Here is a 15,583-nt window from a genome sequence, read left to right on the forward strand (position 1 = left end):
CTATGAGTGCTCTTTCAAAGGGAGGGTCCGCGGCCTCTCCAGCCAGGCCCCCTGGCCATCAGGGACGATTTCCACCACATCGACTTGCGAGGCGTTGATAGCGACGATCCGGCCATCGTTACGCCCCAGATAATCTCCGACTTTCAGCCGGTGTACTCCGCCGGCACCCCGTAGCAGCGCAAAGGAGCCTGACGCATTGGAAATCGTGCCGACCATTTCAAACTGCTCGATGTTGAAGCCCTCGAGGTACTGCTTGACCCGATCGGGGTCCGGCTTGACGTTACGCGAGCCGCGCTGCTGACCGGCCAGGTCGATCCTGACCTGCCGGGAAAACGGACTGCGCAGGTTGGCGGCGTTGTAAGTGAATGTCGGGTAAGACCGGAATGTCGGCGTTGGTTCAATCTTGCCCGGCGCCCGCAGGCGCATTTCGTTCATGTAGGCATCCAGATCACTGAAGTCATTACCGCCACCGCAGCCCGTCAGCTGGACCAGCACCACGACCATGGAAAAAACACGAATCGGGCTCATGGGTGCAGCCCCTCGTCGTTGTAGCGATAGGTCCTGGCCAAAATGCTCATGCGCAATTTGGGGCCGCCGTCGGAACTGACCGGTGCCAGGTCGAAATCGTGCAGGGTGACAATGCGCGGCAGCCCGGCCACACCGCTGACGAAAGTGGCCAGGTCGTGATAGGCGCCGGTGACGGTAATCTGGATTGGCAACTCGATGTAGAACGGCTGGGTGACCTCCGGCAACAGCTTGATCTCTTCAAACTCCAGACCGCTGCCCAGGCCGGTGCGGGTGATGTCTTCCAGCAGGCCGGGCACTTCGGTATCACTGGGTAGTTGTCGCAGCAGTACGCCAAAGGAGTTCTCCATTTCCTTCATTTGCTGGGTGTACAGCTCCAGATTCGCCGCCATATGAGCCTTGGTCGCGAATTGCTCCTTGAGGGTCGACTCTTCCTCACGCTTGAGATTGAGCTGGCTCTCGAGTTCACCTGTGGAAAAGCTGTAACCGAACGCCAGCACCAGCACCATGATCAGTACACCCACCACAACCTTGATCGCGGGCGGCCAGGAACCGATGTTATGGGTGTCCAGATCATTGATATCGATCTTGCGCAGGCCTTCGAACCATTCGGACAGACTCATTTCCCGCCCTCCACCACTGCAGGCTGGGTCTGACGAACGGTGAGTTGAAAGACATTCGCCTGGTCCAGTTGACCGGCGGTGGTCGCCTTGACTTCCGTCAGGCTGGGCGCATCGAACCAGTCGGAGGCATCCAGATTGCGCATCAGGTCGGATACACGGTTGTTGGATTCTGCCGCGCCAGTAATGGACAAGGTCTTGCCAACCATTTTTACTTCGCTGAAATAGACCCCGTCAGGCAGCGTCCGCGCCAGCTGGTCAAAAATTCGCCCGCTGATCGGCCGATTGCCTTGCAGGTCCTGAATGATGCGCATGCGCTCGATCAATTGCTGGCGACGCGCCTTGAGGTCACTGATCTGCTTGATCCGCTCATCGACCACGACGATCTGCTGGCCGATGTAATCGTTACGCGCAACCTGCCGGTCGATGGCGTTGCTGATCGCCTGGTTTGCGATCAAAACCGCACCTGTCGCCCCCACCAACACGCCGACCAGCGTCAACAAAAAGCGCTTGCGGCGCTCTTCGCGAAGCTCTTCGCGCCAGGGTAAAAGATTGATCTGCGCCATCAGTCGAAACTCCTGAGGGCCAGCCCGCAGGCGATCATCAGGGCGGGCGCGTCACTGGCCAGCGCCATGGCGTTGACCTTGCTGCTCAGGGTCATGTTGGAAAACGGGTTGGCCACCTGCGTTGGCGTGCGTAATTGCTGCTCGATCAGTCGATCCAGACCGGGGACTGACGCAGTGCCACCGGCCAACAGAATGTGATCGACCGCGTGGTACTGGCCAGAGGCAAAGAAAAACTGCAGTGAACGCGAGACCTGCTGCACCAATGCCTCGCGAAACGGCTGCAACACCTCGCTGACGTAATCGTCCGGCAAACCGCCCTGCTTCTTCGCCAGGCCTGCCTGCTCGGTCGTCAGGCCATACCGACGCTGGATCTCTTCGGTCAGTTGACGGCCACCGAACAACTGTTCACGGGTGTAGATGATTCGCCCGCCAAGCAGCACGCTCAGCGTCGTCATGGTTGCGCCGATATCGACCACCGCCACCAGGCGCCCCTCGGAGATTGCCGAATGATTCTCCAGCAAACCAAATGATCGCTCCAGGGCATAGGCCTCCACGTCGACCACGCGAGCGGTCAGGCCGGCCAGGGTCAGGGCGGCTTCCCGAACCTCGACGTTTTCCTTGCGGCAGGCCGCGAGCAACACATTGACCCGCTCGGGGTTGCGCGTTGACACACCCTGGACTTCGAAGTCGATGGCAACCTCGTCCAGTGGATAGGGAATGTACTGATCGGCCTCGATTTTCAGCTGGCTTTCCATCTCGTCGTCGGAAAGACTGGCATCCATCTCGATGGTCTTGGTGATCACCGCCGAACCGGCCACTGCCACAGCCACGTTCCTGAGGCTGGTTTTAGCCTTGGTCAGCACACGAGAGAGCGCCTGACCCACACCTTCGAGCTCGGCGATGTTCTTCTCGATAACTGCGCTGGCAGGCAGCGGCTCGACGGCATAGGCCTCGACCCGATAGCGTTCGCCCTGGCGGCTCAGTTCCAGCAGTTTTACCGATGTGGAGCTGATGTCGATGCCCAAAAGCGCATTGGCTTTTTTATTGAAGAGTCCTGGCACTAGCAATTCCCTATGACTATCCGTGAGTTACGGACTCTGTAATGTGTATTGCGTTCCATCCGCCCGTCTTGACAGCAGCCGCCAATGACGCCTGCGACAGAAAAATGCTTATAATGCCGAGCGTTTTTTTCCGCTTTTTCTCAAGCGCGGGTTGTTTGCCTTTAGCCTGAACCCTGATGCCTAATTCATTTTTTGCCCTGGATATCCAAAAGCCTTGATTCGTCTGCTGAAATTTCTCGGTTGGTCCATCGTCGCGGTTTTCTGCGGACTGCTTTTGGGTCTGAGCGGGGCGTTTCTTTACCTTAGCCCCGGATTGCCATCCGTGGAGGCGCTGAGAAGCATCCAGTTGCAGATTCCGCTACGGGTGTACAGCAGCGACAACAAACTGATCGCAGAGTTTGGCGAAATGCGCCGTACTCCCATCCGTTTCGCCGACATTCCCCCCAATTTCATCAATGCGTTACTAAGTGCTGAAGACGATAACTTCGCCAATCACTACGGGGTCGATCCAAGCAGCCTGATGCGCGCCGCCAGCCAACTGGTCAAAAGCGGTCACATCCAGTCCGGCGGCAGCACCATCACCATGCAGGTGGCGAAGAACTTCTTCCTGACCAGCGAGCGCAGTTTTTCGCGTAAAACCACTGAAATTCTTCTGGCCCTGCAGATCGAACGGCAGCTGACCAAGGACGAAATCCTTGAGCTGTACGTCAACAAGATCTACCTGGGCAACCGTGCCTACGGCATCGAAGCGGCAGCTCAGGTTTACTATGGCAAGTCGATTCGTGACGTCAGCCTGGCGCAAATGGCGATGATCGCCGGCTTGCCGAAAGCCCCGTCACGCTTCAACCCGCTCGCCAACCCGGCGCGCAGCAAGGAACGTCGCGACTGGATCCTGGGGCGCATGTACAAGCTCGGCAAAATCACCGAAGCTGATTACACCGCCGCGATCAACGAGCCGCTGAACGCCAGTTATCACGTGCCGACACCGGAAGTGAATGCCCCTTACATCGCCGAAATGGCCCGCGCCGAAATGGTCGGCCGTTATGGCAGCGACGCCTACACCGAAGGTTTCCGCGTCACCACCACGGTGCCGAGCAACCTGCAGGAAATGGCCAATACCGCCGTCCACGAAGGCTTGATGACCTACGACCAGCGTCATGGTTATCGCGGCCCTGAATCACGCCTGCCGGGCAAGACCCGCGAAGCGTGGGCGACCGAGCTGACCAAGCAGCGCACCATCAGCAGCCTTGAGCCGGCCATCGTCACCCAGGTCGACAAGAACGGCCTGCAGGTCCTCACCCGCACGGGCAGCGAGCACGTGGGCTGGGACAGCATGAAATGGGCTCGCCCGTTCCTGAACACCAACAGCGTGGGCGCCAATCCCAAGCAGCCGTCGGACGTGGCGCAGGTCGGCGACCTGATTCGCGTGCAGCGCCAACCGGACGATTCGCTGAAGTTCAGCCAGATCCCGCAAGCCCAAGGTGCACTGGTGTCCCTCGACCCGCAAAACGGTGCGATCCGTGCACTGGTCGGCGGCTTCGCCTTCGAACAGAGTAACTACAACCGCGCATTGCAGGCCAAGCGCCAACCGGGCTCGAGCTTCAAGCCATTCGTCTACAGTGCCGCGCTGGATAACGGGTATACCGCTGCCAGTCTGGTGAACGATGCTCCAATCGTGTTCGTCGACGAGTACCTGGACAAGGTCTGGCGTCCGAAAAACGACACCAATACCTTCCTCGGCCCGATCCGCCTGCGCGAAGCGCTGTACAAGTCGCGCAACCTGGTGTCGATCCGCCTGCTGCAGGCGATGGGCGTTGGCAAAACCATCGACTACATCACCCGCTTTGGCTTCAACAAGCAGGATCTACCGCCCAACCTGTCCCTGGCACTGGGCACCGCGACCTTGACGCCAATGGAAATCGCTACCGGCTGGAGCACTTTTGCCAACGGCGGCTACAAGATCACCCCATATATCATCGACAAGGTCGAAAGCCGCAATGGCGATACATTGTTTGTCGCCAACCCGCCGAGCGTTCCCAAGGGCGATGTGGCCAGCGACGGTATCGCCGCGCCGGTCGCCGGGGCCTTTACGGTCAACGCCACGCCGGGCGAAGCACTGACCGCCCAACCAGCACCACAAGCTCCGGCAGTGGCCGAGCGTATTGTCGATGGCCGCACCACCTATATCCTCAACAGCATGCTCGAGGACGTGATCAAACTTGGCACCGGACGTCGCGCCCTGGCCCTTGGCCGCGGCGATATCGCCGGCAAGACCGGCACCACCAACGAATCCAAGGACGCCTGGTTCTCCGGCTATAACGCCGATTACGTGACCACCGTCTGGACCGGCTTCGACCAGCCTGAAAGCCTGGGCCGCAAGGAGTTCGGCGGCACCGTGGCACTGCCGATCTGGATGAACTACATGGGTGCGGCACTCAAAGGCCTGCCGCCGCACACGCAACCAGAGCCGGAAGGCATCCTGAGCCTGCGTGTCGATCCGGTCAGCGGCCGCGCAGCGACTCCAGGCACGCCAGGGGCTTACTTCGAACTGTTCAAGGCCGAAGACACACCGCCGTCGGTCAATGAGCTGGGTAACGGCAATGCGCCGGGCAGCCCGCTGCCAGCGGACGAAGCGGCACCGATCGATTTGTTCTGATCGGAGTCAAAAAAGCCCTGCCCTCGAGAGAGTCGCAGGGCTTTTCACTGCCTGCTGTTTTTTCGGTGATTGATCCGGCCCCTTCGCGGGCAAGCCCGCTCCCACAAGGTTCTGCGGCGCTCTCACGAATTGTCAATCACCGCAATCCCTGTGGGAGCTGGCTTGCCAGCGAAGAGGCCCGCACAGACAACACAAAAACCGCAGCCAATAAAAAGCCCCGACTCAATACGAGCCGGGGCTTTTTGGTTGAAGCGCTACAACGACTTAGCCGTTAAACACATCATCCACGCTTTTCAGCGGGTAGTGCTTCGGATACGGCAGGGTCGCCACGCCGGTCTCGATCGCTGCCTTGGCAACGGCGTCGGAGATCAGGGTGATCAGACGGGCATCCATTGGCTTCGGAATGATGTACTCACGACCGAATTCCAGCTTGATGCCGCCGTAGGCGTCGCACACTTCCTGAGGAACCGGCAGCTTGGCCAGTTCGCGCAGGGCATTGGCCGCGGCCACTTTCATTTCTTCGTTGATGCGCTTGGCGCGTACGTCCAGGGCACCGCGGAAGATGAACGGGAAGCCCAGTACGTTGTTGACCTGGTTCGGGTAGTCCGAACGGCCGGTAGCCATGATCACATCGCTACGGGTAGCGTGTGCCAGTTCCGGGGAGATTTCCGGATCCGGGTTCGAGCATGCGAAGACGATCGGGTTGGCCGCCATGCGCTTGAGTTGCTCGGCGCTCAGCAGGTTAGGGCCCGACAGGCCTACGAACACATCGGCGCCTTCGATGGCGTCATCCAGCGTGCGCTTCTCGGTAGCGTGGGCGAATACGGCCTTGTACTGGTTCAGGTCGTCACGGCCAGCATGGATCACACCGGTACGGTCGATCATGAAGATGTTCTCGACCTTGGCGCCCATGCTCACCAGCAATTTCATGCAGGAGATGGCGGCAGCACCGGCACCCAGGCAGACAATCTTGGCTTCCGGGAGGGTTTTGCCGGCGATTTCCAGGGCGTTGATCATACCAGCGGCGGTCACGATCGCGGTGCCGTGCTGGTCATCGTGGAACACCGGAATGTCGCACTGTTCGATCAGGGCGCGTTCGATCTCAAAGCACTCCGGTGCCTTGATGTCTTCCAGGTTGATGCCACCGAAAGTGATGGAGATGCGTTTGACGGTGTCGATGAAGGCTTGCGGGCTTTCGGAATCGACTTCGATGTCGAAAACGTCGATGCCGGCGAAGCGCTTGAACAGCACGCCTTTACCTTCCATCACGGGCTTGGAAGCCAATGGGCCGAGGTTACCCAGGCCCAGAATCGCGGTGCCATCGGAAATGACTGCAACCAGGTTGCCTTTGCCGGTGTATTTGTAGGCCAGTTCAGGATCGCGGGCGATTTCGCGAACTGGTTCGGCTACGCCGGGGCTGTAGGCCAGCGACAGGTCGCGGGCGGTAGCGGTGGCCTTGGTGAGCTCGACGCTCAGCTTCCCTGGACGAGGATTGGCATGATATTCGAGAGCGGCAGTTTTCAGATCAGACATTTTGGCATTCCGCTTTTACTGTTGGACAGACTGGTCAGCGAGGATACGCGCCTCGTAAAATCCCCACAAGACTGACCGGTCACCCCTGTCAACCGCCCTGCCCTACGACTTTTGGCCAAGAGCCGCGGAACACAAGGGATAGACTGTTCACAATCGACAGAAAAAATGTCTACAATTTTTTATCACTGCGCCACTTCGAGCATTGCCGGGTCCGTCAGCGGCAACATCCAGCGCGCCTGACCGTCCTTGAGTCCACCGCGGCGCGAACGATCCAGCACCCAGCCACGCGCCTCGATCTGCTTGCCCTTGAGCCTTTCGAGCGAAGCCGCATCGAAGCGGGCGAGTACATTGGGTGCAACACGCAATACAACCGACTCCTGCAACTCGATCCAAACCCCGCCACGATTGCGCTGAACCTTGCTCACACGACCGCTGAGCACGGCAAAACCGGACGCACTGATCTGATCCGCTTTCAGTACAGGTGACTGGCGCCACACGCCAAGCCCGGCCTGGCGGGCACTGCGTTCGGCGGCTTGCTGACAACCAACCAGATCGACATTCGGTGCAATCGCCACCAGAAATCCGAGGCCTTCGGCGAGCATTTGTGCTTCGAGATTGGCGCCATCGGCGCTGTAGACGTGGGCCAGGGTCCGGCCGTAGTGGTCCTGGCTTTCTTTACCGGGCAGCAAACCGACCCGCCCGTCGCTGGCCGCCACCAAGGCTTCGAGGCGTTTGCGCGCAGCCACGGCGAACGGCTCGTCGGAACGACCTTTCTTGCCCAGCTCCGGGGTATTCAAACCGATCATGCGTACGCTGCGGCCATCGACCAGGCGCAGTGTGTCGCCATCCACCACCCGCTGCACCGCGACAGACGTCAAAGCGCCCGGCGCCGGGCAGAAGGCCTGGGCAACGGATAGCCAAATCGCGGACACAAAAAAGGCGCCCACAAGGGACGCCTTTTTCATCAGCATGGAAAAACCGGAACGGCCTCCCAAGTTGATCGGCCTTAGGCCTTTTTCGCGCCGAAAGCACCGAAACGGTCGGCGAAGCGCTGAACGCGGCCGCCAGTGTCCAGAGTCTTTTGCTTACCGGTGTAGAACGGGTGGCATTCGTTGCAAACGTCGATCGCCAGGGCTTTGCCGAAGGTCGAACGGGTTTCGAACTTGTTGCCGCAGCTGCAGGTAACAGCAACTGCTGGGTATTCTGGATGGATATCAGCTTTCATGGTGTCTTCCTCGGGCTAGCGTGCCGCCACCCAACACTATTGTTGAATACCGCACGTAATTAGGCCGCGGATTCTACCAGACAATCCTGATCACGCAAGCTGTCACTGAGACCGACCGTCTGCTAGGCTCCCGGCCCAATATGCGTTCCCCTGCAGGAGTGAGCCTGCTCGCGATAGCAGTCTGCCAGTCGCCACAATATTGACTGAAAGATTGCTATCGCGAGCAGGCTCACTCCTACAGGTTGTATGCCACGCCCCTTTTGTTTGTCGATCGAGAACCCCCGCGTGCCCGACGCCATTCTGCGCCTCGCCCTGCCTTCGCCCCTGCGCCGCCTGTTCGACTACCGCGCTCCGGCCGGGGTACTGCGCGCCCGACTGCACCCCGGCATGCGCCTGCGGGTACCTTTTGGCAGGCGGGAAATGATCGGGATTCTGGTGGAGGTCGCCGATTCCAGCGAAGTCCCGGCGGAAAAGCTCAAGCGGGCCCTGGCACTGCTCGACGCCACGCCACCGCTGCCATCCGCATTGTTCAAGCTGTGCCTGTGGACATCCCAGTATTACCAGCACAGCCTCGGCGACACCTTGAGCTGGGCACTGCCGGTGTTGCTGCGTCAGGGCGAATTGGCCGAAGCGCGCCAGGAACGTTTCTGGTCTGCCGCCCCCGGCGCCAGTCTCGATGATCCGCGTATCGCCCGCGCCCCGCGCCAGCGTGAGGCCCTGGCGACACTAGCCCAGCATCCCCACGGTGTCGCCCATCAGTTGCTGAGCAAATTGATGCTGAACAAAGATAGCCTTGATCTGTTGCTGGCCAAGGAACTGGTGCAAGTCGAAGTCCGCAAGCACGCTCCCGGCGCGCGCCATGAACACTGGCTGGCCCAACCGGAGTTGCCGCTCAACCCGGAGCAGCGTGCAGCTTATGAGGCCATTCGCGCCGGCTTCGACAGCTATCACGCGTTCTTGTTGGCCGGTGTCACCGGCAGCGGCAAGACGGAAGTGTATTTGCAATTGATCCGCGAAACCCTTGAGGCCGGCAAACAGGCGTTGGTGCTGATCCCGGAAATCAACCTGGGCCCGCAAACCCTGGCGCGCTTCGAACAACGCTTCAATGCGCGCATCGCGCTGATTCACTCGGCAGTCAATGATCGCGAACGTCTCGATGCCTGGCTCGCCGCCCGCGACGGTGAGGCCGACATCATTATCGGCACCCGCTCGGCGCTGTTCACGCCAATGAAAAATCCGGGGCTGATCATCATCGATGAAGAGCACGACGGCTCTTATAAACAGCAGGAAGGCCTGCGCTATCACGCTCGCGATCTCGCACTGGTGCGCGCCCGGCAGGAAAACATTCCGATTGTGCTCGGTTCGGCCACACCCTCTCTGGAAAGCCTGCACAACGCCTACACCGGCCGTTACGGCCTGCTACGCCTGAATGAGCGCGCCGGCGGCGCCAAACAACCGCGTTTCCTGCGCCTGGACGTGAAAAGCCGCCCGCTGGACAGCGGCATTTCCGGGCCGATGCAACAAGCCATCGGCCAGACCCTGGCAGCTGGCCAGCAAGTATTGGTTTTCCTTAACCGCCGCGGTTTCGCCCCGACCCTGCTTTGCCATGACTGCGGCTGGATGTCTGAATGCCAGCGCTGCGATGCGCGCATGACCGTGCATCAGCGCCATGGCGAACTGCGTTGCCACCATTGCGGCTATGTCGAGCGCGTGCCGCGCCAGTGCCCGAAGTGCAACAAGGTCGATTTGCGCCCGGTGGGGGCCGGCACCGAACGGGCCGAAGAGCGTTTGGGCATCTTGTTCCCGGACTACCCGGTATTGCGGGTCGACCGCGACAGCACGTCACGAAAGGACGCGATGAATCAATTGTTCGCGACCATTCAGAAGGGCCAGCCGTGCATCCTGGTGGGCACGCAAATGCTCGCCAAGGGCCACCACTTTCCACGGGTGACTCTGGTGTCGATTCTCGATGCCGATGGCGGCCTGTTCTCCGGCGATTTCCGCGCCAGCGAGCGCATGGCGCAACTGATCGTGCAGGTCGCCGGGCGCGCCGGGCGGGCGGAAGAACCGGGCAAAGTGATCATCCAGACACACCTGGCCGACCATCCGCTGCTGGTGCAATTGACCGAACAAGGCTATTTCGCCTTTGCGGAACAAGCCTTGAGCGAACGTCGCGCTGCGGGTTTGCCGCCGTTCGCGCACTTGGCGCTGTTGCGGGCCGAAGCGCACAAACCGGGTCAGGCCGAAGGTTTTCTCGATGAAGCCTGCAGCGAGGCCGAGCGTTTGCTGGCCGAACAGGGTTTAACGGGGATTGAGCTGCTCGGGCCGGTTCCCGCACCGATGGAACGCCGGGCCGGACGCTATCGTGCGCAGTTGTTGTTGCAGGCGACAGCCCGTGCCCCGCTGCACCGCTTGCTTGCCAGCTGGTTGCTGGTGCTGGAGCAGATGCCAAGTGGGCGGGCGGTGCGTTGGTCTTTGGATGTCGATCCGGTCGATTTGTATTGATCTGAAGATCACCTCATCGCCTGTGGGAGCAAGGCTTGCCCGCGATAGCGCCCTCTAGATCGCCATCGCGGGCAAGCCTTGCTCCCACAGGGCCAATTTGTCACCACATATCCACATCCTGCCTGCTAAGGTTGGCAAGCCCGCCTTCGCCACGGATAATGCCCAGTTTTTCCACCAGCGCATCGAAGCGCCGCCGCGCCTGCGGTTGAAAGAGAAGACCATGAAAGACACCATTCGCCAGCTGATCCAACAAGCCATCACCCAACTCGTCAACGAAGGTGTGTTGCCTGAAGGCCTGTCGCCGGCGATCCAGGTGGAAAATTCCCGCGACAAGAAGAACGGCGACTTCGCCAGCAACATCGCCATGATGCTGGCCAAGCCTGCGGGCATGAAGCCACGCGACCTGGCGGAGAAAATCATCGCCGCGCTGCCGGCTGACGAGAACGTCTCCAAGGCCGAAATCGCCGGCCCAGGCTTCCTGAACTTCTTCCAGAACACCCAGGCCCTGGCCACACGCCTGGACGCCGCCCTCGCCGATGAACACATCGGCGTACGCAAGGCCGGCCCAGTGCAGCGCACCGTGGTTGACCTGTCCGCGCCGAACCTGGCCAAAGAGATGCACGTCGGCCACTTGCGCTCGACCATCATCGGCGACGGCGTGGCCCGGGTGCTGGAGTTCCTCGGCGACGAAGTCATCCGTCAGAACCACGTCGGCGACTGGGGCACCCAGTTCGGCATGCTGATGGCCTACCTGCAGGAAAACCCGATCACCAGCGACGAGCTGTCGGACCTGGAAAACTTCTACCGCGCCGCCAAGCAGCGCTTCGATGAATCCGAAGAGTTCGCCGACCGCGCCCGCGGCCTGGTGGTCAAGTTGCAGGCCGGCGATGCCGATTGCCTGGCGCTGTGGACCAAGTTCAAGGACATCTCGCTGTCCCACTGCCAAAAGATCTACGAACTACTGAACGTCAAGCTGACCATGGCCGACGTAATGGGCGAAAGCGCCTACAACGACGATCTGATCAACGTGGTCAACGACCTCAAGGCCGCCGGCATGCTGGTCGAGAGCAACGGCGCCCAGTGCGTGTTCCTCGACGAATTCAAGAACGCCGACGGCGATCCGCTGCCAGTGATCATCGTCAAGGCTGATGGCGGCTACCTCTACGCCACCACCGACCTGGCCGCCGTGCGCTACCGCAGCGGCAAGCTCAAGGCCGATCGCGCGCTGTACTTCGTCGATCAGCGTCAGGCCCTGCACTTCCAGCAGGTGTTCGCCGTGGCCCGCAAAGCCGGTTTCGTGACGCATCCGATGGAAATGGAACACATGGGCTTCGGCACCATGAACGGCGCCGATGGCCGCCCGTTCAAGACCCGTGACGGCGGCACCGTGAAGCTGATCGACCTGCTGACCGAAGCCCAAGAACGTGCCTACACCCTGGTGAAGGACAAGAACCCGGAACTGGCCGAGGCCGACCTGCGCAACATCGCCAAGGTCGTGGGCATCGGCGCGGTGAAATACGCCGACCTGTCCAAGCACCGCACCAGCGACTACAGCTTCAACTTCGACCTGATGCTGAATTTTGAAGGCAACACCGCGCCGTACCTGCTGTACGCCTACACCCGTGTGGCCGGTGTGTTCCGCAAACTCGGCAAGGACTTCAGCGAAGTCGAAGGCCGGATCGTTCTGGAAGCACCGCACGAGCACGAACTGGCCGCGAAACTCGCACAGTTTGGCGAAGTGCTGAACAACGTGTCCGAGAAAGGCACACCGCACATCCTCTGCACCTACCTGTACGACGTCGCCGGCCTGTTCTCCAGTTTCTACGAGAACTGCCCGATTCTCGCCGCCGACACCCCGGAACAAATGCAGAGCCGCCTGCGCCTCGCCGCGCTGACCGGTCGCACCCTCAAGCAAGGCCTGGAACTCTTGGGTCTGGAAACTCTGGAGCGCATGTAAGTTGGCTGCCAAGAAAAAACCTGCACCCAAACGTGGCGCCAGCCGTTACCAAGCTCCAGCGAAGCAACCGATCCCGGGCTGGCTATGGATGGCCATCGGCCTGACGGTTGGTGCCTTCATCGTGTTCCTGATGAAGCTGGAGCCGGGCAAAGGCAGCGATACGGTCAAGCGCGAGAAGGTCGAGCAGCAACAGAAAGCCACCAAGATCGCCGAGGCCAACAAGACCCCGCCGAGCCCTACGCAACCGGTGAAGCCGAAGTACGACTTCTACACCCTGCTGCCGGAGTCGGAAGTCATCGTGCCGCCGGATGCCGTACCGGAAAAAACCCTGCCGACACCACAAGTGCCGGCCATACCCACCACGCCGGTAACCCCGGCGGAAGCGGCGAAAATCGACACCGCCCGTGCCCAGGCCGCCCTGGCCGGGATCACGCCGCCCCCAGCGCCGCCCGTCTCCAAGGCCGCGCCGGTGACCAAGTTCTTCCTGCAGGCCGGTTCGTTCCGCAAGCAAACTGACGCGGACAAGGTTCGGGCACAGATCATTCTGCTTGGCCAGGCTGTGGCGGTTGAGTCCGGTACGGTCAAGGACGAGACCTGGTACCGGGTCTTGGTGGGGCCGTTCAGCAACCGCGAACAACTGACCACTGCGCAGAAACAACTGTCTGGCGCCGGGTTCAGCAATCTGTTGTTACAACAACGCCAGAGCCGCTGATTCCACCGGAAAGTCCGCGTCATCGTTCATCGCGGGCAAGCCTTGCTCCCACAGGGATCACGTAAATCCTGTAGGAGCAAGGCTTGCCCGCGATGGCGCCAGAACAGACAACACAGCATTCCCCGTCCAACACCGCTCGTCCCCTCTCCCGCCCCACAGTTGAAATCCTCTCCACCACCCCCATATGTATCGGCATAAGGCATTTTCGCCCCGCTGCGTGGAGACTCTTCCCTTGACCACCATCGTTTCAGTTCGCCGCCAAGGCAAAGTCGTCATGGGCGGCGACGGCCAGGTATCTCTCGGCAATACCGTGATGAAAGGCAACGCAAAGAAAGTTCGTCGCCTGTACCACGGTGAAGTCCTCGCCGGTTTTGCCGGTGCCACGGCTGACGCCTTTACCCTTTTCGAACGTTTCGAGGGTCAGCTGGAGAAACACCAGGGCCATTTGGTTCGCGCCGCTGTCGAACTCGCCAAGGAATGGCGCACCGACCGCTCCCTGAGCCGCCTCGAAGCCATGCTCGCGGTCGCCAACAAGGACGCCTCCCTGATCATCACCGGCAACGGCGATGTGGTCGAGCCTGAAAACGGCCTGATCGCCATGGGCTCCGGTGGCGCCTATGCCCAGGCTGCCGCCAGCGCACTGCTGAAAAAAACCGACCTGTCGGCCCGGGAAATCGTCGAGACCGCCCTTGGCATCGCCGGCGATATCTGCGTATTCACCAACCACACCCAGACCATTGAGGAGCAGGACTGCGCCGAGTAAGCCCGTACAGGCGCTATCGCGCCACGGCTCATTCTTGCTTGAGGTCCGCCAAATACTATGTCCATGACTCCCCGTGAAATCGTCCACGAACTCAATCGCCATATCATCGGCCAGGACGATGCCAAGCGCGCCGTCGCCATTGCCCTGCGCAATCGCTGGCGCCGGATGCAGCTGCCCGAAGAGCTGCGCGTTGAAGTCACCCCGAAAAACATCCTGATGATCGGCCCGACCGGCGTCGGTAAAACCGAGATCGCCCGTCGCCTGGCCAAGCTGGCCAACGCACCGTTCATCAAGGTCGAAGCGACCAAGTTCACCGAAGTCGGCTATGTCGGACGTGACGTCGAATCGATCATTCGCGATCTGGCCGACGCTGCGATCAAGCTGTTGCGCGAACAGGAAATCACCAAGGTTCGCCACCGCGCCGAAGACGCCGCCGAAGAACGCATCCTGGATGCGCTGCTGCCGCCGGCACGCATGGGCTTCAGCAACGATGACGCGCCGACGTCCGATTCCAACACCCGTCAGCTGTTCCGCAAGCGCCTGCGCGAAGGTCAGCTGGATGACAAGGAAATCGAAATCGAAGTCGCCGAAATGTCCGGCGTCGATATCTCCGCGCCACCAGGCATGGAAGAGATGACCAACCAGTTGCAGAGCCTGTTCGCCAACATGGGCAAGGGCAAGCGCAAGAGCCGCAAGCTCAAGGTCAAGGAAGCGCTGAAACTGGTGCGCGACGAAGAGGCCGGCCGCCTGGTCAACGATGAAGAGTTGAAGGCCAAGGCGCTGGAAGCGGTCGAGCAGCACGGCATTGTGTTCATCGACGAAATCGACAAGGTCGCCAAACGCGGCAACGTCGGCGGCGCCGATGTATCCCGTGAAGGCGTACAGCGTGACCTGCTGCCGCTTATCGAAGGCTGCACCGTCAACACCAAACTGGGCATGGTCAAGACCGACCACATCCTGTTCATCGCTTCCGGCGCATTCCACCTGAGCAAGCCGAGTGATCTGGTGCCCGAGCTACAGGGTCGCCTGCCGATCCGCGTTGAGCTGAAGGCGCTGTCGCCGCAAGACTTCGAGCGCATTCTGAGCGAACCGCACGCATCGCTCACCGAGCAATATTGCGCACTGCTGAAAACCGAAGGTCTGACCATCGAGTTCCAGCCGGACGGCATCAAGCGCATTGCGGAAATCGCCTGGCAGGTCAACGAGAAAACCGAGAACATCGGTGCCCGTCGCCTGCACACCCTGCTCGAGCGCCTGCTTGAAGAGGTGTCGTTCAGCGCCGGCGACCTGGCCAGCGCCCACGATGACAAGGCGATCCAGATCGACGCCGACTACGTCAACAACCACTTGGGCGAATTGGCGCAGAACGAAGACCTGTCCCGTTATATCCTGTAAGCAACTCTTACAGACGTAATGGAACTGTAGGAGCGAGCCTGCTCGCGATGACGGCGGTACATTCA

Annotated in this window: 13 protein-coding genes; 6 read left to right on the plus strand and 7 right to left on the minus strand. The window is 60.6% G+C overall.

Features of this window, described 5'->3' with window-relative positions:
• From GPL81_RS03945 to GPL81_RS03960, 4 genes are read right to left on the minus strand one after another with little or no spacing between them, the layout of a single operon-like run.
• The gene (locus GPL81_RS03945) at nucleotides 1-528 is read right to left on the minus strand and encodes a pilus assembly protein PilP (RefSeq protein ID WP_160105284.1); all 528 of its coding nucleotides are present in this window, start codon (nucleotides 526-528) and stop codon (nucleotides 1-3) included.
• Nucleotides 525-1,148: a type 4a pilus biogenesis protein PilO gene (gene pilO, locus GPL81_RS03950; RefSeq protein WP_160105285.1), complete on the minus strand. Its 624-nt coding sequence runs from the start codon at nucleotides 1,146-1,148 to the stop codon at nucleotides 525-527. Before pilO ends, GPL81_RS03945 begins: the two co-directional genes overlap by 4 nt.
• Complete coding sequence (locus tag GPL81_RS03955; RefSeq protein ID WP_160105286.1) at nucleotides 1,145-1,711, minus strand: PilN domain-containing protein; 567 nt, start codon at nucleotides 1,709-1,711, stop codon at nucleotides 1,145-1,147. Before GPL81_RS03955 ends, pilO begins: the two co-directional genes overlap by 4 nt.
• A complete protein-coding gene (locus GPL81_RS03960) occupies nucleotides 1,711-2,772 on the minus strand; it encodes a pilus assembly protein PilM (protein WP_160105287.1) in 1,062 nt (353 codons plus the stop codon). Before GPL81_RS03960 ends, GPL81_RS03955 begins: the two co-directional genes overlap by 1 nt.
• A gap of 217 nt (nucleotides 2,773-2,989) precedes the next feature.
• On the opposite strand from GPL81_RS03960, the gene GPL81_RS03965 reads away from it, so the two are divergent.
• Nucleotides 2,990-5,428: a penicillin-binding protein 1A gene (locus tag GPL81_RS03965; protein WP_425502525.1), complete on the plus strand. Its 2,439-nt coding sequence runs from the start codon at nucleotides 2,990-2,992 to the stop codon at nucleotides 5,426-5,428.
• Nucleotides 5,429-5,692: 264 nt separating this feature from the next.
• On the opposite strand, the gene GPL81_RS03970 is transcribed toward GPL81_RS03965, so the two are convergent.
• The 3 genes from GPL81_RS03970 to rpmE all read right to left on the minus strand — a co-directional run bounded on the left by GPL81_RS03970 (nucleotide 5,693) and on the right by rpmE (nucleotide 8,186).
• Complete coding sequence (locus tag GPL81_RS03970; protein WP_096513799.1) at nucleotides 5,693-6,961, minus strand: malic enzyme-like NAD(P)-binding protein; 1,269 nt, start codon at nucleotides 6,959-6,961, stop codon at nucleotides 5,693-5,695.
• 182 nt (nucleotides 6,962-7,143) lie between these two features.
• Nucleotides 7,144-7,932 carry a thermonuclease family protein gene (locus tag GPL81_RS03975; protein ID WP_160105289.1) on the minus strand — a complete coding sequence of 263 codons (789 nt, stop codon included), beginning with the start codon at nucleotides 7,930-7,932 and terminating at the stop codon, nucleotides 7,144-7,146.
• A 35-nt stretch (nucleotides 7,933-7,967) separates the two neighbouring features.
• On the minus strand, nucleotides 7,968-8,186 hold the full coding sequence (gene rpmE / locus GPL81_RS03980; RefSeq protein ID WP_008047849.1) for a 50S ribosomal protein L31: 219 nt from the start codon (nucleotides 8,184-8,186) through the stop codon (nucleotides 7,968-7,970).
• Between the two features lie 285 nt (nucleotides 8,187-8,471).
• On the opposite strand from rpmE, the gene GPL81_RS03985 reads away from it, so the two are divergent.
• From GPL81_RS03985 to hslU, 5 genes are all read left to right on the plus strand, one after another.
• A complete protein-coding gene (locus tag GPL81_RS03985; RefSeq protein ID WP_160105290.1) occupies nucleotides 8,472-10,691 on the plus strand; it encodes a primosomal protein N' in 2,220 nt (739 codons plus the stop codon).
• Between the two features lie 220 nt (nucleotides 10,692-10,911).
• Nucleotides 10,912-12,648 (plus strand): arginine--tRNA ligase, encoded by a 1,737-nt coding sequence (gene argS / locus GPL81_RS03990; protein WP_160105291.1) that lies wholly within the window; start codon nucleotides 10,912-10,914, stop codon nucleotides 12,646-12,648.
• A gap of 1 nt (nucleotide 12,649) precedes the next feature.
• Nucleotides 12,650-13,360 carry an SPOR domain-containing protein gene (locus tag GPL81_RS03995; protein ID WP_096513803.1) on the plus strand — a complete coding sequence of 237 codons (711 nt, stop codon included), beginning with the start codon at nucleotides 12,650-12,652 and terminating at the stop codon, nucleotides 13,358-13,360.
• Between the two features lie 232 nt (nucleotides 13,361-13,592).
• On the plus strand, nucleotides 13,593-14,123 hold the full coding sequence (gene hslV / locus GPL81_RS04000; RefSeq protein WP_096513804.1) for an ATP-dependent protease subunit HslV: 531 nt from the start codon (nucleotides 13,593-13,595) through the stop codon (nucleotides 14,121-14,123).
• A gap of 57 nt (nucleotides 14,124-14,180) precedes the next feature.
• Nucleotides 14,181-15,518 carry an ATP-dependent protease ATPase subunit HslU gene (gene hslU / locus GPL81_RS04005; RefSeq protein WP_160105292.1) on the plus strand — a complete coding sequence of 446 codons (1,338 nt, stop codon included), beginning with the start codon at nucleotides 14,181-14,183 and terminating at the stop codon, nucleotides 15,516-15,518.
• Nucleotides 15,519-15,583: the final 65 nt, after the last annotated feature.

Source organism: Pseudomonas izuensis, assembly GCF_009861505.1.
Lineage (GTDB): Bacteria > Pseudomonadota > Gammaproteobacteria > Pseudomonadales > Pseudomonadaceae > Aquipseudomonas > Aquipseudomonas izuensis.

What these genes read in the sequence shown, in the direction of transcription:
- GPL81_RS03970 (WP_096513799.1), bottom strand. Translation starts at nt 6,961, where the DNA reads ATGTCTGATCTGAAAACTGCCGCTCTCGAATATCATGCCAATCCTCGT.
- argS (WP_160105291.1), top strand. Translation starts at nt 10,912, where the DNA reads ATGAAAGACACCATTCGCCAGCTGATCCAACAAGCCATCACCCAACTC.
- GPL81_RS03945 (WP_160105284.1), bottom strand. Translation starts at nt 528, where the DNA reads ATGAGCCCGATTCGTGTTTTTTCCATGGTCGTGGTGCTGGTCCAGCTG.
- GPL81_RS03955 (WP_160105286.1), bottom strand. Translation starts at nt 1,711, where the DNA reads ATGGCGCAGATCAATCTTTTACCCTGGCGCGAAGAGCTTCGCGAAGAG.
- rpmE (WP_008047849.1), bottom strand. Translation starts at nt 8,186, where the DNA reads ATGAAAGCTGATATCCATCCAGAATACCCAGCAGTTGCTGTTACCTGC.
- pilO (WP_160105285.1), bottom strand. Translation starts at nt 1,148, where the DNA reads ATGAGTCTGTCCGAATGGTTCGAAGGCCTGCGCAAGATCGATATCAAT.
- GPL81_RS03975 (WP_160105289.1), bottom strand. Translation starts at nt 7,932, where the DNA reads ATGCTGATGAAAAAGGCGTCCCTTGTGGGCGCCTTTTTTGTGTCCGCG.
- hslU (WP_160105292.1), top strand. Translation starts at nt 14,181, where the DNA reads ATGTCCATGACTCCCCGTGAAATCGTCCACGAACTCAATCGCCATATC.